The organism is Methanolobus sp., from assembly GCF_016278385.1.
Classification (GTDB): Archaea; Halobacteriota; Methanosarcinia; order Methanosarcinales; family Methanosarcinaceae; genus Methanolobus.
The window spans coordinates 73921-99594 of sequence record NZ_JADQBY010000006.1 but is presented as its reverse complement, the minus strand read 5'-3'; the positions used below and the strand labels follow the sequence as shown (position 1 = coordinate 99594).

Genomic DNA, 25674 nt, shown 5'->3' with positions numbered 1-25674 from the left:
ATAAGAAAAAGCCTATTTTCTCCCTATGACAAAAACGATAGCATGGGGAATTACCGGAGCTGGTCATTTTCTTGCATCCAGTTTTGAGGTATTCAAACAGATTAAAAGTGAACACGACATTAGAGTGAATACATTCCTTTCCAGCGCCGCCGAAGAGGTTGTCAGGATGTATGGACTTGAAAAAGAATTGGAAACAATATCCTGTGGAGAATATCTTGAAGAGATTTTTCTTGAAACACAGCAGGGCAAAAGCTGGCCAAAAACAGGCCGTTTCCTGCTTGACAAATATGATGCCCTTATAGTTACACCTGCCACTTCCAACACTGTATCCAAGATCGCACACGGTACAGCAGATTCACTTGTGAGCAATGCAGTTGCTCAGGCTGTAAAAGGAAGTGTTCCTGTCTATGTTGTCCCTGTTGACATAGCAGGCGTTGTGATATCGGAACTTCCCTTTGGTATTGCCAGGGAACTGTGCCAGAAATGCGACCCTTGTCCACCCGGGGATAACTGTCCCAATGATGCAATTACTGACCAGATAGACCTGCTGAAATGCAGTGGATGTGGAATATGCAAGGAACTCTGCAATTTCAATGCCATTAAAGGCGGGCCGGTTGAACTGAAAGTAAGGGATATAGATGCGAGGAATGTGGATATCATCAAGGAACTTGAAGGCATTAAAGTACTGGAAAAGCCTGAAGATATACTAAAAATTCTTGCAGACACCTAATCCAGACAAAATCAGATATGTCATCTTATTCCAAGACGCCTGCCAAGTTTATTCAAATGACCAATGAACATCTGTTTAACAACAAATGACATTGGAGTTTTTCCACCACCGGGACGAGTATTACCTTTACGTATGGCATCCAGCACGCTTTCAACTGTTCGAAGCTGCGCATCGATCTCAGTGTATGACCTCCCCACCATCTCTGCTTCGTGTGAATCACTACCGCCTACCATGGGAAATCCAAGTTCCTGAGCAGCTTTTCTGGCCTTGTTGTTAGGACCATCGGTCACACAGCGGGAGTTCAATACCTCGATCGCATCGGCATCCAGTCCTTCAATGTAGCCAATGCCATGAGATGTCATCTTGAAGGGATGAGGGATTATTACCACAGCACCCTGCTGACGTGCTCTTTCAATCGTTTCTTCGGGGCTAAGCCCTGGCTCTATGAGTTCACGAACACCAAGAACAAGCACATGGCCTTTGGAAGAACTAACTTCCACGCCAGGTATGACTATCATATCTGAGCCGATCTCCTGTGCCCTCCTGGAACAGGCAATTCCACCTTCTATCCGGTCATGGTCACATATGGCAAAACCATCAAGACCATTTCGGGCTGCGTGCTCAAGAATATCATCAAGACTGGCATTGCTATCTTTTGAATAACAGGAATGGACGTGAAGATCGAACTTCATGAAAATACCATAGTCTTCAGAGTTTATAAAGATATTTTAAGAATAGAAGCTATGGATGGTAATGCGAACGGGTAATAGAATTTATTGGTTGGTTGGTGGTTGGATAGGATTGGTGGTACATTAGAGAAGTAATCCCCGTTCGCATATATACAAACTATCTTATTGTATATACACTTTACGGTTGTTCATAGATAGCCCATTTATTACAAAAACAAGGCTAAAGATAGCTTTTCAACTAAAGAAACAGCTTTGCTTATTATCTTGTCTCTGGCTTCAAAATCTATTGAGATCCCATTATCATAATTCACACCATGAACAAAGCCTTCATTAAAGATCCATGCAACTATAGACATCCCCTCTTTAGAGATCGGAAATGAAAGGGTCACACGCTTCCATTCAGGAAGTAGATCACGCATCTGTGATTTTAGTCCATCAAATCCAGAGCCTGCTTTTGCTGACACAGCCACGGGATTGGGGGCAAGATAACCAAGAATTAACATACATTCCTGTAATTCTTCCTCCGATATAAGGTCTGTTTTATTGAAAACTGTAACAATGCCTACGTCCTGTAACTGATCCCACATCGTTTCATGACATACAAGCAGTTTCTTGCGTATTATTTCAAGAGGTTCAGATGAATCCACAACAAGCAGAACAACATCTGCAAGGAATATCTCATCAAGGGTTGACCTGAAAGCATCAACCATCCAGTGAGGAAGGTCCTCAATGAAACCAACGGTATCCGTGAGCAGGACATCACGTCCCTGTACGTCCAGAGATCGGGTGATGGGGAGCAGTGTTGTGAACAACATGTCCTTAGATTCTACATTTTCAGCCACAAGAGCATTGAAAAGAGTACTTTTTCCTGCATTAGTATATCCGGCAAGTGCAATCAGTGAGAAACCCTGGGAATGCCTGTGTGCCCTGAGGGATTCATTATCCTTCTTTATAGTCTCCAGCTCGCTTTTGATGCGGATCATGCGGTTCTTTACATCCTGTGCATAAGAATCCTCATAGCCACCAAGACCCATAAAACCCGGTCTTTCATCTTTTTTAAGTATGGAAATTACAGCCCGGGCACGGGGGAGTTCGTATTCCAACCTTGCGAGTTCCACCTGTAATTTGGAACGATGAGTGGTTGCTCTGGTTGCGAATATCTCAAGGATGAGCTGGAACTTGTCAATGGTCTCGCAACGACATGTCTCTGATATATTGTATATCTGCATGGTTGAGAGTGGATTATGAAATATCACTTTATCCGGTTTAAGATCAGCAACAATCTGTGCCAGTTCATCGACCTTGCCCCTTCCAAGATGATACTTCCTGTCCGGATGTCTTGTTTGGGTCATCTCAGCAATGACACTATAGCCTGCTGCTTCGGCTAGTTCCCTGAGTTCATTCATCTGAAGTTCGTTCTTTTCATCTTCAGATCTTGGATCATTCCTTTTCACTAGAATAGCACGCATCATAGGAGTTCCTGTTTGTGGATATATTACTGGATACCCAGCTCTTTAAGAAGAAGTTTCCTTGAGCTAAGGGATACATGATGAGCAATCTCAATGCATCGTCTTTCGCTAAGGGATTCCTGATATTTGAAATCGTGGGTAAACATGTTGTCAATTAACCATTGGGGCTTATTATAGAAATCACCTGCTTCTGTGACAATGGTACCAGAGAACTTCAGCTCAGAAACAGTATCTTCAACCATCTTCACAACATACAGGATATCAGGTGCAGAGTTACTCCTGAAGGACCTTATAGCTACCTGGTTGACCTTCTCGATATGGTCAGCAGTAACAGATGCAGCAACAGAAGCACAGACCATGAGATATTCATCTTTTACCTTATGACGTCCCGAAATGTCTACTGCTATTATATCAAACATCTTTTAAAACAAATACAGGTATATTATATAAGTTTGAGCAGACGAGTATAGACGGCAGTTTACTTAGAAAACAATCACAAAAAAGAAAAAAGCTGACAGGACATCCGTCCCGTCATAGATATTTTAATTATTCATTCTTTCTTAAGAACAAGCAGTGCAAGAGATACAACGCCAATTCCCATAAGTGCACCGAATCCGGGAGAATCCTTTGTATCTTCTTCTACTGGCTCGGTCTCCTCTTCAGGCATAGGTGCTGAAATCGGAGTTTGTTCTGCAATTGAACCAATCTCATCTCCCACTACACTGAATATAGAGAAAACCAGTGTTTCAGAGTAGAAATAGAGGTAACCGTCCTCCTCCCTTTCCTGATATGTTGGAAGGTCATTCCACTGCTCACCATGATACCGTGTCATACGAATGGTGGAAACATCGATGTCATTCTCTTCTATCCATTCCTTACTAACCTTAAAGCGGATCATGATGTTGTCGGCATTACCAGAGGAAATAGTACCTTCACTTCCCACATCGATACTCATGACCGAATAGGAATTACCTTCTGAAGCAGGTACATCAGATGGTCTGCTGTTAAGGACCTGTACCTTCGTTACAACCAAGCCTTCATCGGTCTTTGCATTGAAACTTACACCAATTACAGGGTCATCTCCACCTGAAAGATCGAAATCCGCGGAAACACCACCTACAACACGCTTTACGGATATATCGGTGCTTGTTACTATTTCAGATGGCTGTCCCGGACTGACGGATGCACGGGTTCTGGAACTGGAACGTGATGGACTGCTACTTGGAGTATCTTCAACGTAAAAAAGTCCAAACGTGCCAAACTCAGAGAGGTTTGCAGAGACATAATTGCCTATTGTGTTAAGAGAAGTACCATTTATTTCAGTCCAGTTGCTTCCACTTAACATGTAGAGATTTACTGAAGATTCTTCGGAACTGCTCATTCCGGAATCATCATAGAGGAAATCAAAAACCATTGTGTCAGGCTGAGAAATATCATCAGGATTGATAGTGGAACGTGTAATCGTCACGTACCCATTGACATTCTCCTTACCTGAAAAAGCATTTGAATTTGTGTCATTTCCACTTATTCCTAATGCAGATTCATCATTCTCAAAAGAGAGCTGAGTTGGAGTATCTGATAATGACAGAGTGTCCACGGTGCCTGTAGAGTATCTTGAATAGAAATCATAGTCACCATTTCCTATGGCTGTATTGTCTGTCAAGGTTGTGTTTTCAGAAAAATACACTATGAAACCACATGAATACTCAGGAGCAGGTATACTATCAGGAGATACAATACTATTTGTGACAGATGAGACGGAAGCACCACTACCAGAATTGTAGTTGGCAGTATTATTGGTCAGAACATTGTTGTCAGAACTTCGAATATAGATACCTGTAGCTGAATCACTAATCACGATCATAGGTTCTGCGACAGAATCCAAATTCACTGAACCAACTTCAGCATGATTATAAATGTTGTAACTGGCAACATTGTCCGCCAGGGTATTACCATCACTTGACATAAGATAAAATCCATATAATTCATTTGAATTGGCATTGTTACTTAGCAATAAGTTGTCATTTGAATCTTCAAGACAAATACCATAGTAATCGTTGGAATTGGCAGTATTATTAGTCAAAGTGTTATTACTTGAACCTTCAATATAAATTCCATACTCATTATCACTGGCATTATTGTTGGTCAAAGTATTATAATTACATGAATCATAAAGATAAATACCCGTATTATCGCCGTAACTGGCTGAAATACTATCCAGATTATTGAATGAAGAATTGAACAAATAGATTCCCTCATACGTATTTGACACAGTCACGTTTTGTATTGTGGAATTATCAGTGTATGCAAATGTAACACCATAATCTATAGTGGAGAGTTCAATATCCCTAACAGTGATGTTAGTGGAGTGGATTGCATACACAGTTCCTGCATCCAAAGGCACTTCTGCATCTGAAGCGTTAATCCAGTAATAGATTGGTTTGCCATCAACCAGATTGGACACGCCTATATCATGCAAGTACTCTCTTAAATTCTCACCCTCAACTCCAAAATTAGAATATTCATTTGAGGACATCACATTATTGATCAAAGTGCTATTGCTGGAATAGTCAATCCAAATGCCGTAATCGTTGGAACTGACAGTATTGTTAGTCAAATTATTGTAATCTGAATCTTCAAGTTCAATTCCTTCATCATTGTTATTGACAGTATTGTTGGTCAAGCTATTATAATCTGAATCTTCAAGATAAATTCCATCATCATTGTTACTGACAGTATTGTTAGTCAAATTATTGTAATCTGAATAGTAAAGATAAATTCCTTGATCAGAGTTGAAACTGAAAATATTGCCAGTCAAATTATTAGAATCTGACTCTCCAAGATAAACACCTACCGACGTGTTAATTATGTAGTTATCCGAAATATTACAAAAGGAAACGTCATACAAGTAAATACCAGATTCATAATAATCAGACTCAGCATCTTGAATAGTAAATCCTTGAATAGTTACATTGTTGGCGTTTATATCAAATACAGTGTAACCACTCCCATCAACGATAGTATATTCATAACCATTCTCAGAGCGAATTGTAATATTGTCTGTCCAAATATCTATATTTTCATTGTAAGTACCGTCAGATACAATGATAGTATCACCGGGGTCTGCAGCATCGAGTGCGAGTCCAATAGTTGCATATGTCTTCTCACTACCAACCGTTAGATTAGCTGCGGAAACTGTCCCTGCACATAATAGTAAAATCAATACTATTATTGAATATTTTAGAATTGGATTGTCTTTTGGTAAAATGTTACTCACCAGCCCATGTTATCAATATGTCTCGCTCATCTTATTAACCAGATAATGAAACAGTATTATTAATACAATAAAGAACAATAATAACATAATAATAGATTGAAATATATATAAGTATTTTGATGTTTCCTTATATAGTTGAATTATCCATATGATAGACTCGTTTCCAGTTTGGACATGAAAATGACTCATTGTCATTAAAAAGAACAAATTCGGATCAGACTTCCAAAAACATGAAATCACAGTGTTTTTGATATGAGATTACAGAGCTACACCTACAGTTCACTTAACTTTCGTTTTAGTACAGACAGCGATTTAGCTGGAGGATAGTCAAAAAAATAGATTAATGAGATAAAAGAATAAGAAGGACTTTAAAGTCCTCCTTTGCCTTGCTGTTATTTGACCACCAGAATTTCCAAGGTGCGAGGTTTTTTACAACGCCAAAATCATTACATCTTTATTCTGCCGATGTCGATATACTCGATACCACTTGCAAATTCTACAGAATATAACATCTGTTTCCTGACACTGTTGGCAAGTCTCACTGCCCTTGACATAAGAGGAAGGAAGAATTCATAATCCTGTGGAATTGCATGTACCAGATAATCCGAATGAGGAAGCTTGTTCAGTGATTTAACTTCATTGTATACCCTGAAATGAGTACCGAACTTAAAACCGGTCTTTGGAACAAATCCCCTGCTGCGGAGGTCAATATATGTGCTGTACTTGCGTTCAAAATCAGGATCAATGGATGCTGCTGTCTCTGAAAATACGCCAAGGTCAGGAATATTACCTGTTGTGCCATCCTTTATCTCTATGAGACCCTGCTCAAGCAGGTATGCAGATTCAACAAGTGATAACTGGAGACGCTCATTGTCAAGAGGTTTACCGTAAAAACCGTTTTCATAAAGCAGATGTGAAGCCTCTTCATTCCATATCAGGACACGGTCCTCCAGCATCGTTGCAGGAACAGGATCATCCTCTGGAAGGATTGCATCCATACTCCCTTTGATATCAGCTTTCTTCACTTCATAATATGTGAGATCACTTTCTTCATCAACTATAGCAAGCACCATTTGCTTGCGAACATTTACCGCTGCAGTGTACTGAGACAGAAGATCCTTTATAGGCATTGGAATACGCTCGGACCTTACATAGACAAACATCTTTGCCTGTGTCTTGCCTGGGTGACCACCCCTTGGATATACTCTGAAATCCGTAACACTGGGCTGAACATAGTAACCTCTCTCACGGAGGTCTTTGTAAACGATGTATTTCAGCTCGAAAAACTGCTGTCTGTTAGAGGCTTCTATGAAAAATTCCTGAAATGTAAGGGTCCTTTCATCCATGGTGATTTCAAGCCTGTTCTTGTAAAGCAGATATGCTGCTTCAATAAGCGTGAGCTCAAGAACATCGCCCTTTGGACGTCCGTAATACCCGGTATTATACAGCTCATTTATAGCCTGTTTCCCGGCTTTTACCCTATCTTTAACAAGTTTTCCAATCAAAAAATTCACCTGAATTAAGTAAGAATATGAAAATAATGTATATGAGTTCAAATATTGAACTACCTATTTAACTATAGTGGACTGGAAAACTCAGACAGCATCATTTTTCGCTAAAAAAGAATATCAAAAGCTTACTCAAAGGTAAGCTTCAGTGACATAGCGATGCATCATCCGGTGAGTGTTGAAATAATAGGCTATCATTTCAATAGAATTGTTCATCAGGTTTATCCATTCATCTTTTCTGTTATAGTACATAGGGATCATTATGTATTCCAGTTTATTATAAAGGTCATCCAGCTCCATTATCCTGATCTGCTCAGGGGGCTTCTCAACCTCCGGTTTGGGACCAATTGCATAGCCCGTGACACCTTCCACACAACCTTCTATCCACCAGCCATCAAGCACACTAAAATTTACAACACCATTATGAGCTGCTTTCATTCCACTTGTACCTGATGCTTCCAGTGGTTTTTGTGGATTGTTGAGCCAGATATCTACACCAGAGACCATTTTCATAGCAATACCCATATCATAATTCTCTAGGTAAGCAATCTCGATCTCACCTTTTAGCTCCTTAGCATACTGATGTATCCTTTCTATGAACACCTTGCCCATGGTATCCCTTGGGTGGGCTTTTCCTGCAAATATCAACTGGATCTTTCCTGCATCGTTAACCTTTTTGAGCCTTTTCAGGTCTGAAAAGATAAAAGTCGGCCTCTTATATTCAGTAACGCGCCTTGCAAAACCGATTGTAAGCGTATCATAGTCCATGTTAGCATCGCATTTGCTGTTCACAAAATCGATAAGTTCCTTTTTTGCAGATTTGTGGGCATCCCATATCTCATTATCAGGTATACTCCTGACTCTTACAAGGAGTTCCGGTTCGTTTGCCCATCCCGGAAGATACTGGTCATAAAGTTTCCTGAAATGTGAACTTACCCATGTATAGGAATGGACTCCGTTTGTGATGGAAGAGAACTTGTATCCAGGGAACATCTCCTGAGAAATTTCCCTGTGTCTTTTTGCAACTCCATTAACATAGTTGGAGAGATTCAAACCGAGGACAGTCATGTTCAATTCATACTCTCCACCATACTTTTTAATGGTTTCAAAGTCCACATAATCTTCCATTAATTCCATTACAATATCATGCGAGAAAACATCATGACCACTTTTTATCGGTGTATGGGTTGTGAAAACACAGTGATCTTTAACTCTTTCAGCGTTCATTCCATTCTGACGTAATAGTTCAATAGCAAGCAGGCTTGAATGACCTTCATTCATATGATATTTGGATATGGAACAACCCAGACTGTTCAGCATCCTAACGCCACCAATACCAAGCACCATTTCCTGCTTAAGCCTGTATCTCCTGTCACCACCATAGAGACTATGTGTGATTTGTCTATCATCAGAAAAATTACCTTCAAGGTCCGTATCAAGGAAAAGCACTGGAATTTTTTCTTCAGTGAGACTGCGGTGTTCATAGAGCCATGCCTTGACCTTTACATCCCTTTTCTGTATCTTAACGGTCACCTCGTATGGCAAAAGCTCCATGTAATCCTCTGGAGACCAGTCCTGATGATGTTCGGTCTGCCTGCCTTCTGAATCGAGTCTCTGCATAAAATACCCTTTCTTGTTAAGAAGGGTAACAGCGATCAAGGGAAGACCCAGATCTGCACTTGCTCTTATGGTATCCCCTGCCAGAATACCCAGACCACCACTGTAAGTAGGCATCTCGTTATTCAGTCCGATCTCCATTGAGAAATAGGCGATCTTCCTTCCATTTGGGCCTAAGATATTATACATGTTGTCTATACACCTTTTCATTTAGTAAATATCACTAAATATCAATTAATATATTATATAGAAATGCCTTTAAGAAATAAAAAGACTTTTGGATAGGAATCTACAATTAATGCAGATTCTTTGTTTTATAGAATCAAGATCCTGTAAAACTGCAAACCTTAAAAGTTCCCTAAGATCAGGTAGCTGTTGACAATGCCCTCTTCCAGTCAGCATCTGTATGCTTAAGAGGGGGGCAAAGTAAGAAGTAACAGTCTTTGCAATATTTTTGAAATATAGCTACTCGAATTCATTCCCCATCATGCAGTCAACGAAGCTCCTCGCAAACTCCCTGTAAGAACTCGCGACCAGATGAGCATAGCACCCAAGTGTATTGTTAACTGTAAGCCCATCCCATCCATCAATTATACCAGTGCCACGGGAGAGTTTTATAGCAAACTTCGCATCCTTCGGCATATCTGTCACTTCGGAGTGGTGGAACTCGTGTCCACGGAAGGAGTTTCCTGCTTTACCGATGACTGAATCAATTGCAAGTGAACCGATATTGTAGCTGACAACACGTTTGTGACCCATGAGAGTATGCCCCGGAAGAGCACCAACCATATCATGGGTGGATTCAGGCATATCTGCCATGTTATGTGCTCCCTGTCCTTTCACTCCTGTGCTGAGTTTCTCGGTCAGATACATCAGACCACCACATTCTGCATAGATAGGCAGGCCGGAGCGTGATACATTCAGTATATCTTCACGCATTGAAACATTGTTCTCAAGCTCTGCGGCGAAAAGTTCAGGATATCCACCGCCAAGGTACAAACCGTCCACATCCGGGAGTTTTTTGTCGTGGATAGGACTGAAGTATTTTATATCTGCTCCTGCCATTTCGAGCAGTTCAAGATTGTCGTGATAATAGAAATTGAAAGCTTCATCAAGGGCAACGCCAATTACCGGACGCTCACCTTCGATCTTGCGAGGAGTGAAAACAGTCTTTTGCGGACGCTCAAGAGCCGGAGCTGTTTGAGCCATCTCCAGAAGGCGGTCTATCTTAATACCATCCTTGATTGCATTTTTAATGAAATCTATCCGCTCATCATAATTATCAGCCCGGCGGCGTTCCTCTATTGCCGGAACAAGGCCGAGATGCCTCATGGATATCTTCATTGAATTGTTGCGGCGAATCACACCGATAACAGGAATACCGGTATAGTATTCAATAGCTTCAGTGGCTTTTTTCTCGTGACGCAGGCCGCCTATGTTGTTAAGAATGACACCGGTTATGTGCACATCCTTATCGAAATCCTTGAAACCATTAACAAGGGCAGCCGCCGAGCGAGTAATGCTCCTTGCATTGATTATAAGGATAACAGAACATTTCAGTATCTTGGCTATCTGTGCAGTACTGCCAGTATCCGAAAAACTGTCAAAGCCTTCAAACAGACCACGAACACCTTCGATTATAGCGATATCAGCCTCACCGTCTGCTTCCGTACCATGGATGAAAACATCCCGCACACCCTCCTCGTCCATGAGGAAACCATCGATATTGCGAGCTCTGCGACCCGTTATCTCAGAATAGTAACTGGGATCTATGTAATCCAGCCCAACCTTATACGGCTGGACCTTATACCCGGCCTCTGTAAGAGCCGCAAGCAGACCGATAGTAATAGTGGTCTTGCCTGAAGAGGAACTGCCTGCTGACAAGAGTATCCTCGGCATTTCCTTTTTTCCTTCCTTTCTTTCCGGAACCGGAGGATTGTCGGACATAGTATCAACCTTTAGCGTGTCAATTCACGGAGTCTTTCATCTTCAAGAGCTACAGGCATGACAGAACCTTCATTGGACATGATGGCATGTGCAAGTTCACGATAGACACCTGCAACAGGTGAATCTGGGGCTTTTTCAAGCACAGAGAAACCATCCCTCTCGCAGTCCTGGACAATCTGTTCCTTTGGAATAAAAGCCATGAGCCTGCTGCCTATCTCATCTGAGAACTTCCTCACAATCTCCTCCTCCCTTGTTACACTTCTGGAATTGCATATAATGCCAGAGAGAGGAGTATTTATTTTGGTAAGTCCTCTGCAGATATTATTTGCAGCATAAAGCGGCATATATTCACCCGACGTAAGAATGTAAGCCTGATTCACAAGACCTTTGCGTATTGGTGCGACAAACCCACCACATACGATATCCCCTGGGACATCGTAGATAATGAGGTCCATGTCATCGATGGACTTGCACATCTGCTGCAACTTCTGGATGGCAACGATTATACCTCGTCCGGCACAACCAATTCCAGGCTCGGGGCCGCCTACTTCCACGCATTTTACACCTTTGTAACCTTCATGAACGATGTCCTCTTCCTTGACATCAATTTTCTGCCTTAGAAGGTCAAGGATAGTTGGTATTCTCTTACCGCCAAGAAGTGTGATGGATGAATCGCTTTTAGGATCACAACCAATTATCATTACTTTAAAACCTTCATCTGCACATGCAGCCGCAACATTAGAAGCAGTGCTGGATTTACCGATGCCGCCTTTGCCGTAAATGGCTATTCTTTTCTGTGCCATCAAGCAGCCTCCTGTTCTCCATTCAGCATGTCCTTTGCAACTTCACGCATCGTTGCCCCGAATTCGGATTCAACAATGTGATTCACACCAAGTGTCTTGGGATGCAGGTCTATCTCCACAATAACGTTCGCATGTCCCATATCCTTTAGCGGGAATACCTGTCTTGGACCATTGGTAACTGAAATTACCTCCATTCCCTGAAGGTTGTCCATGGGTATTGCATGAGGTACACCGGTGATAACGGCAAAATCAAAGTCACTGTATTTTTCAGCTATCAGTTCACTAACCCTGTCACCTGTAATAGGATACTCATCCATACCACCTATATTCTCATGGATGATGATTCCTTTCTCATTGAAATCGTTCATGATGCATGTCGCATGATGACGAACACGTGGAAGACCAAGAGTATCATCCACATTTGCCATATTGATAACATTCCCTTCGACACCAAGTTGTACAGCCACCTCATTGATTGCAACAGTAATATCGGCAAACATGTAACCAGTTTCCTTCTTGGCATTCATAATAGTAAGACAGCGTTTGCCTTCTTTCAGGTAACTGATAATTTTTTCAGCTACCTTGTATTTCAGGTCTCCACGTGAAGGGACAAGGTATTCCTTACTTGCTGCACCATGGCGCTTCTCAACATTGGTTGCTTCCTCAAGAAGGATCTTCTGCCTTTCAAGTTCCCCTACATCAATGACACCTGCTTCACATGCAGATTCCAGAGCTATCAATACACCTTTGGTATTGTTTGGGTATCCGGCATGGACTTCCACCTCTATAACAGGTACATCCAGGTTCGCATCCTGTATAGGCTCACGAAGTTCCTCACCAATGATCATACTGGCACACGTACCCACCACACCAATGAGTTTAGGATTGAACATCTCATTTACTTTTGCAAGCAAAGATGAGAGCTCATCACGTCCTCCAAAGACAAAGCCATTCTCATCAAGAGCAGTGGTCACAACATGTATGCCGTCCTCTTCAAGGAGCCTTGCATGTTTGAATGAGCAACCTGGCGGACCGTGAAGTATAGCAACATCAACATTCAGGTCACGTAATGTGTATAATGCAGCCACGATAGAACTTGGCCGCGGGTGTATTATTGAGATATCTTTTTCTGCCATATCTATCCCTTTTATTAATTCAGGAGTTATGCAATATTATATTTGTTAAATTTAGTAATAAATAGTATACTTAAAGTATCACTGTTTTTCTGCACTATCTAGTTCTTTATTGTATAAAAGCACTAATCATAATAAAAAAACAAAGAATAAAAGTCAGACAACATAAAAGATAAAGAGGCTAACCTCACCTGAAACATTTGACACACGACAGTATGATATCGCTCTTAGAAGAGGATTCAAGTGCCATACTTAGTCCTTCTTCAAGTCCTAGAGCATACACAACATTCTCCCCATCTATGCCCTGCATTCTTTCACCCACAAGTATCAATTGTCCGATATCCATACCACGCCTGCTAACAAACTCTGAAACATTATCAGGAGGTAGACCTTCACAAACCTGGGCAGCTTCCTCACCAAGTACCATAATAACACTACCTGAAATAGCAAGCTTACGCAGAGCATAATCAAGTGCTTTTTCCGCTGAACGTATATCCATACCGGAATTGGAATTATCAATGAGTTTCCTGCCGGATAACTCTTTCTCCTGCATTCTTCCCTGCAGACCTTCAAAAGAAGCAACAACAGATAATATATTTTCCATAGACACATGCATTCGGATAGCTACGGAAGCTGAAGCAGCGAAGGCAGTCGCATATGAACTATAATTGTAATTAGGTGACAGGGATGAGATAAAATACCCATCTCCTTGTCCATACCTGTATTTTATAACTATATTGCCATTATCAAAATGAACCTGCAGGTCAGCTTCCACTTCTTCTGAATCACTGAATGTGAAATATTTTCTGTTATTGTCCCCTGCTTTATCCAATGCCTTTCTGTCCCTGGAATTCAAGAAGAAGACCTCCTCGGATCCACCATCGGAAAGTACACTCATCTTTGAATCACTGGCTTTTGAACTTGAAGCTGCGATCAGATAATCTGGTTCCAATGTAGTGATAAGGCCTATGTCAGCAAATCCAGTCAGACCGATTGAAACCTCAAAAATATAGTAATCTGCGACAATACCAAGCTCATTCAACCTGTCAGTTGCAAGTAGTATACTTCCCGGAGCGATACTTAACCCCAGTTGGAGTATTGTTGAGTAGCCCATTTCCCACAACTCCAGACCCCTGGAAGTGTGAAGTACTACTTTCTTCTCCATAGAAAGCATTTCAGCAAGCAAGGATGCAGAACTGGTCTTGGCTTTTGACCCTGTGACCTCAATAACTGTGGCATTATCGAAGGAACCGATTATGGATAATATGAATCCTACAGCCCGGTGATGGGTCATTATCTCAATATTTTGTTCCCTTGCAGCAACAAGCATTGGATAAACGGGGTCCAGATGTGCCGGGCTTACCACCATATCAAATTCATCCACTGGTAGCGGGTATTTTGAAGAAATAATGCCATATTCGGACAAAAGTCCTGAGAGAATATCCTCATCCACTGTTTTGTAGACGTCTATTGCAGTTACATTAAAACCAAGACTTGCGAATTTCTCAGCAATAATAATGCCTGCATGAGTCAGGTCAAGAACTGCAATATTGGTATGATCTAACATAATACCTGTTTAATATTGAATTCAAAAGAGAAGGAATAAGTTAAAAATCAGAATGAAAAAGAAAGAATAGGAAAAACCTAGTTCTTTCCATCATCTGCTTCATCGTCTTTGTAACTGTCAGAACCTACCATTGCAGCGGAAATTGAATCAATGCCATCAAGCCATTCTGCAACCAGGCCATAAGGAACTTCTTCCATTACTTTTTCAGATAACTCTTTACCACTAATTACAAGGGCACCTATTTCTGCAACTGTGCCAAGAGCTATCGCAATATCATCAGAGGATTCTGCTTCAAGAGCAACCTTCACAAGATCCCCGATATCAACACTGCTATCATAGTCGCCACTCACGTAAGCTTCACATGCTGCAAAACCACCCATGAGAGATGCCTGAAGAGAATCAATCATCATATCTGCATCCTCTGAGATCGAATCTATCTCTGCAAGTGCAATATCCCTGATCAGTACAAGATATTCCAATGCAGAGTCCTGGGAGATCTGCTCTTTTTCATATTTCGCGATTATCTTTAAACATGCGAGAATTATGTCATCCTCCATGTTTACAAATATCGCTCCTTCCTTTCCATCTGGTTCATCAGATTCTTCAAACTTGAAGTCACTGTCCTTTACCTGTTTGATCCAGTTGTTCCAGCGTTCTGCTGTATAAAAATCATGATGTAATACACCACCTGCCTTCCCTGACATTTAATTACCTCTATAATATTGATAAATCTTATTTTTTATTTATTCCTACGAATTGCTTTTTTATATAAAAGATATTCGCAACGAAACTATAGTTTTAGCTCCACCTTTTTTAAAGAACATCCAGGCACCATGGTTTCATCCATCGGACCAAGTACCTTTACAACTGTACATTTGTCCCCTTCCTTAAGGCATTCAGGATAGAGGATATCATATACACTATCATCGAACTCCTTACATTTAGGAAGCTCATAGCTTATTTTTGATCCTTCTACTGCCTTTCGTGAATCGATTGCCGCAACTATTGGAGAGTTTTCCACCTCAACTGTCAGTACTCCACCTTCATGAACGAAGCAGTCGTGGACAGTATCCCCCCTGAGTTTTACAACACGATACTTACGGCCAGGATCAAGATTCATGCATGTCCGCCTTAGCTTGCATTTTACACACTCACGGGATTCACCCACGAATATGAAATCCTCGCCTTCTTTTGCAAGTCTTGAGCCGATAAGTGTAATAGTATTATTATCTGTCATATATAGTCACCTTGATTTACCAAATATGGATAGTGTGGAATTATGAAATTACTTTTGTTAAACGTGCGACCTTCTCCGCAGCCTCTGGAGTCAGGCCCGCCCCAAGTACAGTATATCTCTCCGGACGTATCTTATGTGCAACAAGAAGCGCCTCTAATATATACTTATCTTCAATTCCAAGTTCTTTTGCTGTTGTTGGGGCACCGATAATGTCCAGGCATTCTTTAATTTTCTTCCAGTCGCCACCATGAAGGTACATCATCATTATAGTCCCCACACCACACTGCTCACCATGCAGAGCTGCTTTTGGTGCAACCATATCCAGGGCATGACTGAACATATGCTCTGAACCGGAAGCCGGTCTTGACGAACCTGCTATGCTCATGGCAACACCACTTGAAACCAGAGCCTTCACAACTATCCTCACAGAACTTTCAAGTTCAGGCTTGATATCTTCCGGGGAATCCATCAAAATCTTGGCAGTCATCCTGGAAAGAGCCGCTGCATACTCACTGAAAGGCTCATCCCTTAACCTGTGAGCAAGTTCCCAATCCAAGACTGCAGTATAGTTTGAGATAATATCCCCGCATCCTGCAGCAAGCAGGCGATAAGGCGCACTGGATATGATATTAGTGTCAGCTATTACAGCCATGGGAGCATTCACCTCAATGGAAGTCTTCTTCCCCTTATCATGTATTGAAGCTCTGGAAGACACAATACCATCATGTGAAGCAGCCGTGGGAACACTTATGAACGGAAGATCGAGCTGTGTGGCTGCAAGTTTTGCCACATCTATGGACTTTCCACTCCCGACACCCATAAGATACTTTGAATTTGAGTCTTTGGCTGCAGATACTACTTTTTGGACCTCTCCCATAGATGCTTTGTTTGAGATAATTATGCCCGGATTGTACCTGCATTCATCCAGCAGGTCAAATACCACATCTCCTGCTATCTTTTTAGTATTCTGTCCCGTGACAATAAAAGCACCTTCCATGAGTTTAAGGTCATCACAGACATCCTTCACATCATAGATTACATCAGGACCCACAACAACATCCCTTGGTAACTGCATCCACTTTTTTTTGCCTTTTGTCGGGATCACTTCAATACCTGCCAAAAAATGAATTATTAAATGTTATTTCATAACCGAATTGAATTCGATTCCTATTAACATCTGATTAAATTATATATAAATGTACAGCCTGTGAGTAAAACAGGCATTTAACAGGGAAAATTCCTCCATGAAGTCCGCATTTCCCATACATAAATCTATTAAGTGTTAGTTGTATTAGGATATTCCTATATTACGTTACTGCTGTGATTATAATGTCATTGATAGATAAACTTACCCAATTCATTAATAATTATTACATAGACCCTATTCTGCACGATAGTGGATACAATATCGTCAATACTATTACGTGGGCAATAATACTGGGAATATGTATATTCGGTGTGGTCAAGCTACTTAAAAAGCTGGATATTGAGATAGATGACAGGCTTACAACATCAATTGTTCCCTTTGTCCTTGCTGGTTCGTCCCTGAGGGTTATAGAGGATACAGGAGTACTCACATCCCCTGCAAGTTATATTTTCATAACCCCGAACATCTATTTTGTGGTTTTCGCAATAACTGTGTTCTTCCTTATACTTTCAAAATGGCTTGTTAAATTGAAGGGAAGAGGAAATTATATGAAGGTCTTCGCAGGTTTTGGATTTGCATGGTTTGCTGTAAACCTTATGATCCTGTTCCACCTTGAGGACATGGTCCTACCATGGTTACCTGTATTTGTCATCGGTGCAGCAGGCATAATCGTTCTCCTGACAAGATTCGTATTTGACCGCGTAGGTTTTGACCTGCTCAAGAGCAAAATCAATATGGCAATTCTCTGGGTGCATCTTATGGATGCTTCATCCACAATTGCAGGAATTGATTTTTTAGGATATTATGAAAAACATGTGGTTCCTGCATATCTCATTAATCTTACAGGTACTGCATTTGTGATGTATCCGTTAAAACTATCTATATTCATTCCGGTATTATATATACTGGACAATCATTTTGATGAGGATGAGGAATCACAGACATTAAAGACCTTCCTTAAGCTTGTGATTATAGTTCTTGGATTATCACCCGCATGCAGGAACACCATCAGGATGGCATTCGGGGTCTAAGTCATGCACGACGAAAATACAAGAGAGAAATTCACAACATACCTGAAAGAGCTGAAACCTTTTGTAGGTTTAAGTCTCGCACTTTTTATATTGTCAACTATTGCAGGCTACATCTATTATTCCCTGGACCCTTCGTATGCCTTGAATTCACTGGCAGGACTGGAAGAACTTGCAAAAATGCTTCAGGAGCTTTCGGCCTTTGAAATAATGCTGCTAATCTTTGTGAACAATGCCGTTAAAATGTTTTTCTCAATATTGCTGGGTTTTGCTTTGGGCATTATCCCATTTGGATTTTTAATCATTAACGGTTTTGTTATAGGCATCTTTGCACATTACCAGACAGTTGAGAACGGAGCATTGTTTGTACTAGCAGGCCTGACACCCCATGGGATAATTGAGATCCCCATGCTGATAATATCATCTGCTATCGGGATGAAGATAGGTTATGTAGCACTTCAGGCAATCCGCTTGGAACCTGTGAGCCTTAAAGAAGAGATTATTCAGGGGATTAAGTTCTACTTGCACTGGTTATTCCCACTGATATTTCTTGCAGCTGTAATTGAGACGTTCATAACACCTGTGGTAATTTATCTGGTTGCCAGCGTTTAAAATATCAAATAAATCATTCTGGCGTAAACAGGTTTATTAATAGTAAATACAATGTCTGGAAAAAACCGAGGGCAAATAATGATAGATAGAAAAGAGATCACAGAGATCATTGAAGATTACGATTTAGATAAAGTCAAAATCGGTGCTGTTGCCTCACATTCAGCACTGGATGTCTTTGACGGTGCAATTGAAGAGGACTTCAGGACATTTGCTGTATGCCAGCAGGGACGTGAGAAGACCTATACGGATTATTTCAAGTCACAGAGAGACAGCAATGGTAAGATCGTCCGTGGTATCGTGGACGAGCACATAATACTGGACAAGTTCAGCCAGACAACCTCACAGGAAGTCCAGAAGAAGCTGGTCGAAGAGAATGTCCTTTTCATCCCTAACCGCTCATTCACATCCTACTGTGGAATCGATGAAGTGGAGAACGATTTCAAGGTACCGCTTGTAGGAAGCAGGAATATGCTACGCAGTGAAGAGAGAGGTATAGACCAGGACTACTACTGGCTCCTTGAGAAGGCAGGATTGCCATTCCCTGAAAGGATTGCTGACCCGCAGGACATCGAGGAACTTGTGATGGTAAAGCTCCCTCACGCAGTTAAGAAACTGGAAAGGGGTTTCTTCACAGCAGGAACCTATGAGGAATACCAGCAGAAGGCCCAGTCTCTGTTGAAACAGGGCGTTATCACACAGGATGCACTTGACAACGCAAGGATAGAGCGCTATGTCATCGGTCCGGTGTTCAATTTCGATATGTTTTACTCACCTGTTGAAACAGAGATGAACAAACTTGAGATCCTTGGTATCGACTGGCGCTTTGAGACAAGTCTTGATGGACATGTACGTCTGCCTGCACCACAGCAGATGACACTTGCAGAACACCAGCTCACACCAGAATACACCGTATGCGGTCACAACTCAGCCACACTCAGAGAATCACTCCTTGAGAAAGTATTCGAGCTTTCCGAGAAATACATCAAGGCTGCAGAGAAACACTATGACCCTGGTGTCATTGGTCCGTTCTGCCTGCAGACATGTGTTGACAAGGACCTTAACTTTTACATATATGATGTAGCACCACGTGTCGGTGGCGGAACAAATGTGCATATGTCAGTTGGTCATCCATACGGTAATACTATATGGAGAAAGCCAATGAGCACAGGTCGTCGTGTTGCCTTTGAGATTAGAAGGGCAATTGAAACCGATCAGCTTGATAAAATCATTACATAAAAAGAAGTGGCCTTGCGAAGTCTGAACATAACGTTCAGACTCACATCATCATGTTTTTTGCACCCGCGTTGTTTTTATCCTCTTAATAATAGTTTTTTTATATAATTACATGCATAATATAGTGAGAATGCATATTGAAAGAATCCCAACCGGAATCAGAGAACTAGATGAAATTATACAGGGAGGCTACCCACTCCAACAGGGAATTTTGATAAGTGGACCACCAGGCTCGGGAAAATCCATACTTGCAACTCATTTTCTTTACAGGTCATGCAAAGATGGGAAAAAATGCATGCTTATGCTAACTCACGTTAATGTAGAGAGTTTCCTTGAACAGGCCCTGAGCATAGGAATAGACTTCCATTCCTGTATCGAGAAAGGTACTTTGCTCATCACAAAATCATTTGAAACACGCACAAATAAAATATACAATGCTGCAAGACACGGAACAGGAGTCGGATTCCTAGAGAAAGATTGTGTCCAGAGCGTTCAGGACATACCTGATGATGTGGAAGTCGTAGTAATAGATAATCTTGACATGCTATCCCTTTATCACAGTACAGAGGATTTTGCTGATAAGTTCTTTACTATAAATGACATTCTTTTTTCTAAGAAATGCACCACGCTCTTTTTGATAGGACAGGAAGATAAAGCGATAAAGCATATCATTGCGCAGCACACAGCCTTTGGAAACATCGAACTTTTCATGGACCGTGAACCAGTCACAGGAAAAGGCATCCGCCAGATGCATATCCCTAAAATGAGATGCACATATCTGACACTGGAACCTCTTAATTTCAAGATCACAAAGAATGGCATAAAGATAGAGAAGATATTCCAGCGGGACGAGATAATAAATGATGCTTTGAACTCTATATTGTGAATCTATGCATGAGATTAAAACTTTTTTGCATTGCTTTTCATAGTAAGTTATATACATTATAAAAGGAATAAGGCATGGTTTGCCATACCAATTGGTATTTGCATTTTCAGATTGTTCGAAATCATTTAAATATGATTAATCGAATGATAGACCAAAACCTTAACAGACAATATATTAAACTTATACTAAACTTATTACACTTTTAGAACATTGCCCAACCGGGAGGGAAATCAAAAATTGAGTCAACCTAGTGTTAATATCGGCATGGTAGGCCATGTCGACCACGGAAAAACCACACTTGTCAGCGCGCTGTCAGGAGTCTGGACAGACACACATAGTGAAGAGATGAAGCGTGGTATATCTATCAGACTGGGATACGCAGACACGACTTTCAGGAAATGTCCTGATTGCCCTGCACCCCAGTGTTATACTGTTGCAGATAAATGTGAGGGATGCGAAAAACCATCAGAGGAACTCAGGACTGTGTCATTTGTAGATGCACCTGGCCACGAGACATTGATGGCTACCATGCTATCCGGCGCAGCTATCATGGATGGTGCAATACTGGTTATTGCAGCAAACGAGACTTGCCCGCAGCCACAGACAAAAGAACACCTGATGGCATTGAATATCATTGGCATCAAGAACATTGTCATTGTGCAGAATAAAATAGACCTTGTATCCAGGGAAAAGGTCATTGAACACTATCATCAGATTAAAGAATTTGTAAAGGGAACAGTTGCAGAAGGTGCTCCTATTGTTCCAATTTCAGCACAGCAGAACATAAATGTCGATGCGCTTATCATGACGATAGAAGAAATGATCCCATCGCCAGTATATAAGATCGATAGGCCACCACACATGCTTATTGCAAGATCCTTTGACATTAATAAACCAGGAACTCCTATTAAGAAAATCACAGGCGGCGTCATCGGAGGAACACTTACAGAAGGTGTACTCCATCCAGAAGATGAACTTGAGATCAGGCCAGGAAGAAAAGTAGAGAGCGATGGAACTACCAGATGGGTACCAATTACAACAAAAGTATCGTTGATAATTGCAGGCAAGGACACTGTTGAAGAAGCAACCCCTGGAGGATTGCTTGCTGTTGGTACTACTCTTGATCCGACACTTACAAAAAGCGATTCCCTTACAGGACAAGTAGCAGGCCTGCCTGGAACATTACCGCCTACCCGTGATGATCTCAAACTTGAGCTTCACCTGCTGGAAAGAGTTGTAGGAGTCTCCGACGAGGAAGAGATCGGCCCTATAAAGACCAGCGAACCACTTATGCTGAATGTTGGTACAGCCACCACTGTGGGCGTAGTAACCAGTGCCCGTAAGGACATTGCAGAGGTTAAATTGAAGAGACCTGTGTGCGCAGAAAACGGTTCTACTGTAGCCATCAGCAGACGTGTAGGTTCACGCTGGAGACTTATTGGTGTAGGAGTTATTGAGGATTGAAAGTAATAATTGATACCAATGCATTGATGATACCTGTTCAGTTCAATGTTGATATTTTTACAGAGCTGAAAAGGCTGGGATATGACACACATATTGTCCCTACAGCTGTTATCAATGAACTGGATAAATTGATTAAAAATCTCAAAGGCGAAGACAGAATAGCTGCAAAGGTTGCACGGGCAATGGCAGACAGATGTAAGATCATTACAGCAGAAGGGCATGCTGACAACGTCATTCTGGATCTTGCAACTGGCCTTTCGGCATCTGTACTCACAAATGACATAGGACTTCGGAAAAGATTGGAAAAAAGACATGTTCCGGTCATATGTCTGAGGCAGAAAAACCGACTTGAGATAATATCATAGATCAATCATAGATCAGTTTAAAATCATATAAGTTGTTAAACTAGTATACAGGATTATTGGAGTCAGTTACATGTACAAAAAGATGAAACTTGCCGACACAATTCGAGTTGCACCTGATCTTTTAGGCAAGGATGTTAACCAGAATGTCAAGAATGCTTTGAGAAGGAAACTTGAGGGCAGGATAGACAAGGAAATTGGAGCCATAGTTGCTATCACGCAGATTGATGAAATTGGTGAAGGCCATATTCTGGTAGGCGACGGTGCTGTATATTACGATGCAAAGTTTGAGGCAATAGTGTTCGTGCCAACTATCCAGGAAGTTATTGAGGGAGAAGTTGTCGAAACTGTCGATTTCGGTGCTTTCATAAGTATCGGTGCTATGGACGGACTCCTGCACGTGAGTCAGGTCACTGATGATTTCATGTCGTATGACGGAAAGAATGGAAGGCTTGTCAGCAAGGCTGGCGGCAAGTCACTTTCTGAAGGAGACAAGATCAGAGCACGTATCGTTGCGGTGAGTATCAATGAAAGGGATCCAAGGGAAAGCAAAATAGGACTTACCATGCGCCAGCATTCCCTGGGTAAATTTGAATGGCTTGAAGAAGCCAGAAGACCATCTGCAGAGAGAGTAGAATAAGAATTATATTGGAGAGATTAGATGAGTGAACAGGTTTGTCGAGAATGCCACCGAATAATCAATGGCCAGACATGCTCTATTTGCGGTTCAAGCAATCTAAGTGCTGACTGGAGCGGGATGGTAATAATCATCGATCCGGAACGTTCAGAGATAGCAAAAAAAATGGACGTAAGGGTTGCAGATAAATACGCATTGAAGGTGCGCTAATTGGGCCTTCATTTAACATTACCAGATACACTTCGCCCACGTTTTCGTGAGAGTTTCGGACGTCTTTACAAAGGAAAAGGCGACGATACCATAGAAAAGCTTTCCAGAGATCTTGGTAGTCCCACAAAACTTATATCCGTGGGTGATGTTACTACATTCCACTTGCTCAATCTTGGAATAATACCGGACATCCTTATAGTGGATGACCGGACAAAGCGCGAACCGGCATCATATCGGGTCGTAGTAGGTACCAAGCATAAAGGGTTCACCGAAATATCCGTTGACAATCCAGCCGGGGTCATAACCGAAGATCTGATAGACGCTGTAGGAAATGCGTTGAAAACAGATGAACATGTCAGGATATTTGTGCGCGGCGAGGAGGATCTGGCTGCTGTGCCTGCGATTCTTATGGCACCTGAAGGGTCAGCTGTTCTTTATGGACAGCCAGACGAAGGTGTTGTACTTGTTAAGATTACATTAGATAAAAAGGATCAAATGAAGGACCTGTTAACAGAGATACTCAATGAGCAGGACCATTCTAAAGAACAAATAGAAACTATTCGGAGGAAACTGGATGGATATCAAAATCATTAAAGATAAAAATAATGCGCTCCTCAACAGGCGTGAATTAAACATTACTGTCACTTTTGACGGAGCAACACCATCAAGAGATGATGTGAAAGGTAAACTTGCAGCTATGCTCACAGTACCATTGGAACTATTGATCGTTCAGAAAATGGATAACGAGTTTGGTATGCAGGAACTAAAAGGATACATTAAGATCTATGAAGATGAAAACCGCATGAAGCAGGTTGAAGAAGCATACGTTCTTGAGAGAAACAAGCTTCCTGAGCCAGAAGTTGTTGAAGAAGCTGCAGAGGAATAATCATGGCAGTAAAAGATTACTACAAAATCAACGGCGATTCCATCGAGCGCACCCACCAGTCTTGCCCACGCTGTGGAGAAGGATTTTTCCTGGCAGAACACAAGGACAGACGCTCCTGTGGCAAGTGTGGATACACCGAATTCAAGAAATAATTTTCATATATACAACCCTTTACGGGTTGTCTTTTTTTATTTTTAGTTTTATTATGTCATTGAGTAGTGGCATCTATGTATTCAAATTGTAGACATCTGTGGTTGGTCTACGAATGGATAACACCTATTGCAAAATAACCAAATAATAAATTATAAAATATAATACTTTTTTTATACGTTGTGCTTCGACACATTGATAATTTTTATAGCTACTGCTATGTATTTTGCCACATCAAATCCGAAATGTTTAAGTATAGGAACAATGTTGCATATATTAGTTTTAAAACAAACACACATAATGAAAAATGATTATTACTATAAAGATATAAGTTACATGCATCTTGTTATAATTCATTGTAATTAGTCATTAACAAATATATATAACCGTCAAAAAGGAGAATCACATGAATTACGTTTATGCGGCTGTAGCTGGTATACTAATAGGCATATTTATATTTGGCTTAAAAACAGGAGTAGGATGTGGATTTTCCACGGTCAGAAGAAGAGATGTCCTGATACTTGCAAGCAGCTATTTCATTATTTCAATAATACTTGGAAGTCTGGTTGAAATGGTAGACCAGTCATACCTGGAAAGTGTTTCCAATCTTGGGATGGCGCTTCATGTTTTCATAGCACTTGTGCTCATTATTGCAGGAATATATACACAGAAAAAATGGAACTGTGGACTTGACGTTTCAAAGAAGACTTTCCTTGTTATTTCCGTACCCTGTCCTGTTTGCCTGACAGCACTTTTTGTATCCTGTATGATACTGGCTTCAACCCTTGAGGTCAGCGGGTGGAAGGTCGGGGTCCTTGTAGGATTTGTCTTTTTCATATCAGTAATATCATCAACATGGGTTTTCAGGAAGATGAAAAAAACACCTGAAGATCTGGGAACAGCAATGATGTTTTTGGGAATTTTCTATCTTCTTGGAGCAATGGTGGTTCCTGCCTATATCAAAGCAAAAAAGCTCAATATGATGCTCAACAGCGGCGGAGAGTTTGAAATTATCCCATTGTTGATATTCACTATTTTCATAATTGGAGGCTATGCCCTCAACAACATAAGAGGTCAATAAA

The 25674-nt window shown here is 41.2% G+C and carries 26 protein-coding genes; 13 read left to right on the top strand and 13 right to left on the bottom strand.

All coding sequences use genetic code 11. From position 1 onward, the window contains the following. Positions 1 to 25 precede the first annotated feature (25 nt). On the top strand, positions 26 to 730 hold the full coding sequence (locus tag QZZ23_RS03290) for a dihydromethanopterin reductase (acceptor) (protein WP_292466800.1): 705 nt from the start codon (positions 26 to 28) through the stop codon (positions 728 to 730). A gap of 20 nt (positions 731 to 750) precedes the next feature. On the opposite strand, the gene QZZ23_RS03285 is transcribed toward QZZ23_RS03290, so the two are convergent. From QZZ23_RS03285 to QZZ23_RS03225, 13 genes are all read right to left on the bottom strand, one after another. Continuing rightward, positions 751 to 1422 (bottom strand): PHP domain-containing protein, encoded by a 672-nt coding sequence (locus QZZ23_RS03285; protein WP_292466798.1) that lies wholly within the window; start codon positions 1420 to 1422, stop codon positions 751 to 753. Between the two features lie 203 nt (positions 1423 to 1625). Next, on the bottom strand, positions 1626 to 2891 hold the full coding sequence (gene hflX / locus QZZ23_RS03280) for a GTPase HflX (protein WP_292466796.1): 1266 nt from the start codon (positions 2889 to 2891) through the stop codon (positions 1626 to 1628). Positions 2892 to 2914: 23 nt separating this feature from the next. Then, positions 2915 to 3307, bottom strand: coding sequence for a DUF2209 domain-containing protein (locus QZZ23_RS03275; RefSeq protein WP_292466794.1), 393 nt, complete (start codon positions 3305 to 3307; stop codon positions 2915 to 2917). Between the two features lie 131 nt (positions 3308 to 3438). After that, complete coding sequence (locus QZZ23_RS03270) at positions 3439 to 6111, bottom strand: NosD domain-containing protein (RefSeq protein WP_292466792.1); 2673 nt, start codon at positions 6109 to 6111, stop codon at positions 3439 to 3441. Between the two features lie 500 nt (positions 6112 to 6611). Beyond that, positions 6612 to 7670, bottom strand: a complete 1059-nt coding sequence (endA, locus tag QZZ23_RS03265; RefSeq protein ID WP_292466790.1) for a tRNA-intron lyase — start codon at positions 7668 to 7670, stop codon at positions 6612 to 6614. Positions 7671 to 7805: 135 nt separating this feature from the next. Further along, positions 7806 to 9479 carry an alpha-glucan family phosphorylase gene (gene glgP / locus QZZ23_RS03260; RefSeq protein WP_292466788.1) on the bottom strand — a complete coding sequence of 558 codons (1674 nt, stop codon included), beginning with the start codon at positions 9477 to 9479 and terminating at the stop codon, positions 7806 to 7808. A gap of 276 nt (positions 9480 to 9755) precedes the next feature. Further along, positions 9756 to 11237, bottom strand: coding sequence for a Ni-sirohydrochlorin a,c-diamide synthase (gene cfbB, locus QZZ23_RS03255; protein WP_292466787.1), 1482 nt, complete (start codon positions 11235 to 11237; stop codon positions 9756 to 9758). 11 nt (positions 11238 to 11248) lie between these two features. Then, the gene (gene cfbC / locus QZZ23_RS03250; RefSeq protein WP_292466785.1) at positions 11249 to 12043 is read right to left on the bottom strand and encodes a Ni-sirohydrochlorin a,c-diamide reductive cyclase ATP-dependent reductase subunit; all 795 of its coding nucleotides are present in this window, start codon (positions 12041 to 12043) and stop codon (positions 11249 to 11251) included. Further along, entirely contained in the window at positions 12040 to 13176 is a 1137-nt protein-coding gene (cfbD, locus tag QZZ23_RS03245) for a Ni-sirohydrochlorin a,c-diamide reductive cyclase catalytic subunit (RefSeq protein ID WP_292466783.1), read from the bottom strand. The genes cfbC and cfbD overlap by 4 nt, the downstream gene beginning before the upstream one ends. 184 nt (positions 13177 to 13360) lie before the next feature. Further along, positions 13361 to 14740, bottom strand: coding sequence for a coenzyme F430 synthase (cfbE, locus tag QZZ23_RS03240; protein ID WP_292466780.1), 1380 nt, complete (start codon positions 14738 to 14740; stop codon positions 13361 to 13363). 77 nt (positions 14741 to 14817) lie between these two features. Beyond that, on the bottom strand, positions 14818 to 15444 hold the full coding sequence (locus tag QZZ23_RS03235) for a DUF2150 family protein (RefSeq protein WP_292466778.1): 627 nt from the start codon (positions 15442 to 15444) through the stop codon (positions 14818 to 14820). Positions 15445 to 15530: 86 nt separating this feature from the next. After that, complete coding sequence (locus QZZ23_RS03230) at positions 15531 to 15977, bottom strand: UPF0179 family protein (RefSeq protein ID WP_292466777.1); 447 nt, start codon at positions 15975 to 15977, stop codon at positions 15531 to 15533. A gap of 40 nt (positions 15978 to 16017) precedes the next feature. After that, positions 16018 to 17088 carry an NAD(P)-dependent glycerol-1-phosphate dehydrogenase gene (locus QZZ23_RS03225; protein ID WP_292466879.1) on the bottom strand — a complete coding sequence of 357 codons (1071 nt, stop codon included), beginning with the start codon at positions 17086 to 17088 and terminating at the stop codon, positions 16018 to 16020. 218 nt (positions 17089 to 17306) lie between these two features. Between QZZ23_RS03225 and QZZ23_RS03220 the strand changes: the two genes are divergently transcribed. The 12 genes from QZZ23_RS03220 to QZZ23_RS03165 all read left to right on the top strand — a co-directional run bounded on the left by QZZ23_RS03220 (position 17307) and on the right by QZZ23_RS03165 (position 25673). Continuing rightward, entirely contained in the window at positions 17307 to 18155 is an 849-nt protein-coding gene (locus QZZ23_RS03220; protein ID WP_366931305.1) for a DUF63 family protein, read from the top strand. A gap of 3 nt (positions 18156 to 18158) precedes the next feature. Further along, complete coding sequence (locus tag QZZ23_RS03215) at positions 18159 to 18764, top strand: stage II sporulation protein M (RefSeq protein ID WP_292466775.1); 606 nt, start codon at positions 18159 to 18161, stop codon at positions 18762 to 18764. Between the two features lie 78 nt (positions 18765 to 18842). Further along, on the top strand, positions 18843 to 20000 hold the full coding sequence (locus QZZ23_RS03210) for a formate--phosphoribosylaminoimidazolecarboxamide ligase family protein (protein ID WP_292466773.1): 1158 nt from the start codon (positions 18843 to 18845) through the stop codon (positions 19998 to 20000). A gap of 127 nt (positions 20001 to 20127) precedes the next feature. Further along, complete coding sequence (locus QZZ23_RS03205; protein ID WP_292466771.1) at positions 20128 to 20883, top strand: ATPase domain-containing protein; 756 nt, start codon at positions 20128 to 20130, stop codon at positions 20881 to 20883. Between the two features lie 237 nt (positions 20884 to 21120). Next, the gene (locus QZZ23_RS03200; protein WP_292466769.1) at positions 21121 to 22347 is read left to right on the top strand and encodes a translation initiation factor IF-2 subunit gamma; all 1227 of its coding nucleotides are present in this window, start codon (positions 21121 to 21123) and stop codon (positions 22345 to 22347) included. Further along, positions 22344 to 22712 carry a DNA-binding protein gene (locus QZZ23_RS03195; protein ID WP_292466767.1) on the top strand — a complete coding sequence of 123 codons (369 nt, stop codon included), beginning with the start codon at positions 22344 to 22346 and terminating at the stop codon, positions 22710 to 22712. Before QZZ23_RS03200 ends, QZZ23_RS03195 begins: the two co-directional genes overlap by 4 nt. A 70-nt stretch (positions 22713 to 22782) precedes the next feature. Then, positions 22783 to 23349: a DNA-directed RNA polymerase gene (locus QZZ23_RS03190; RefSeq protein ID WP_292466765.1), complete on the top strand. Its 567-nt coding sequence runs from the start codon at positions 22783 to 22785 to the stop codon at positions 23347 to 23349. A 21-nt stretch (positions 23350 to 23370) separates the two neighbouring features. Then, on the top strand, positions 23371 to 23556 hold the full coding sequence (gene spt4, locus QZZ23_RS03185; RefSeq protein WP_292466763.1) for a transcription elongation factor subunit Spt4: 186 nt from the start codon (positions 23371 to 23373) through the stop codon (positions 23554 to 23556). Next, positions 23557 to 24150 carry a GTP-dependent dephospho-CoA kinase family protein gene (locus tag QZZ23_RS03180; protein WP_292466762.1) on the top strand — a complete coding sequence of 198 codons (594 nt, stop codon included), beginning with the start codon at positions 23557 to 23559 and terminating at the stop codon, positions 24148 to 24150. Beyond that, positions 24131 to 24442 (top strand): 30S ribosomal protein S24e, encoded by a 312-nt coding sequence (locus tag QZZ23_RS03175; RefSeq protein WP_292466760.1) that lies wholly within the window; start codon positions 24131 to 24133, stop codon positions 24440 to 24442. Before QZZ23_RS03180 ends, QZZ23_RS03175 begins: the two co-directional genes overlap by 20 nt. A 2-nt stretch (positions 24443 to 24444) precedes the next feature. Continuing rightward, entirely contained in the window at positions 24445 to 24594 is a 150-nt protein-coding gene (locus QZZ23_RS03170) for a 30S ribosomal protein S27ae (RefSeq protein WP_292466759.1), read from the top strand. A gap of 404 nt (positions 24595 to 24998) precedes the next feature. Further along, on the top strand, positions 24999 to 25673 hold the full coding sequence (locus tag QZZ23_RS03165; protein ID WP_292466758.1) for a DUF2162 domain-containing protein: 675 nt from the start codon (positions 24999 to 25001) through the stop codon (positions 25671 to 25673). The last annotated feature ends 1 nt before the right edge of the window (position 25674 follow it).